This is a genomic window from Microbulbifer okhotskensis (assembly GCF_023895975.1).
Taxonomy (GTDB): Bacteria; Pseudomonadota; Gammaproteobacteria; order Pseudomonadales; family Cellvibrionaceae; genus Microbulbifer; species Microbulbifer okhotskensis.
Genome location: NZ_JALBWM010000431.1, coordinates 1 through 343, shown reverse-complemented (window position 1 = coordinate 343; position 343 = coordinate 1). Strand labels below are relative to the sequence as shown.

The 343-nt window shown below is 47.8% G+C and carries 1 protein-coding gene; it reads right to left on the bottom strand.

The genetic code is table 11. The annotated features are described in order from the left end of the window. Positions 1 to 137: 137 nt before the first annotated feature. On the bottom strand, positions 138 to 343 hold a 206-nt coding region (locus MO867_RS22800; protein ID WP_252473421.1), incomplete at its 5' end, for a helix-turn-helix domain-containing protein.

The following is a 343-nucleotide window of genomic DNA, read 5'->3' as shown; positions in this document are numbered from 1 at the left end:
TCAGCCCAGACATACAAGTAAATGGCTTCATAGCTGATTAGCAGGTTTTCTTCTTACTTTAATCAGCAGGAAATTTGCTCTGGGTTCCATTGTAGCTTCAGCTTGCGCTCTATCAGTGCAATTTTCGTGGGTAGCATTTATGTTGGCTTCTTCGATAGCCTGCGACGCTCTTCGGCCATCCCTTGTGTTTGCTTATGGCGGTACCCATTACCACCTCGATTACGAGTCAACTCCCGACTAATCGTAGGCTGACTAACCCCTAGCTCCTTAGCGATTGCCCTCTGGCTCCAATCACTTTTCTTTAACGCCCAAATCTGGCATCGTTGCTCTTCGGTCAGCTGTC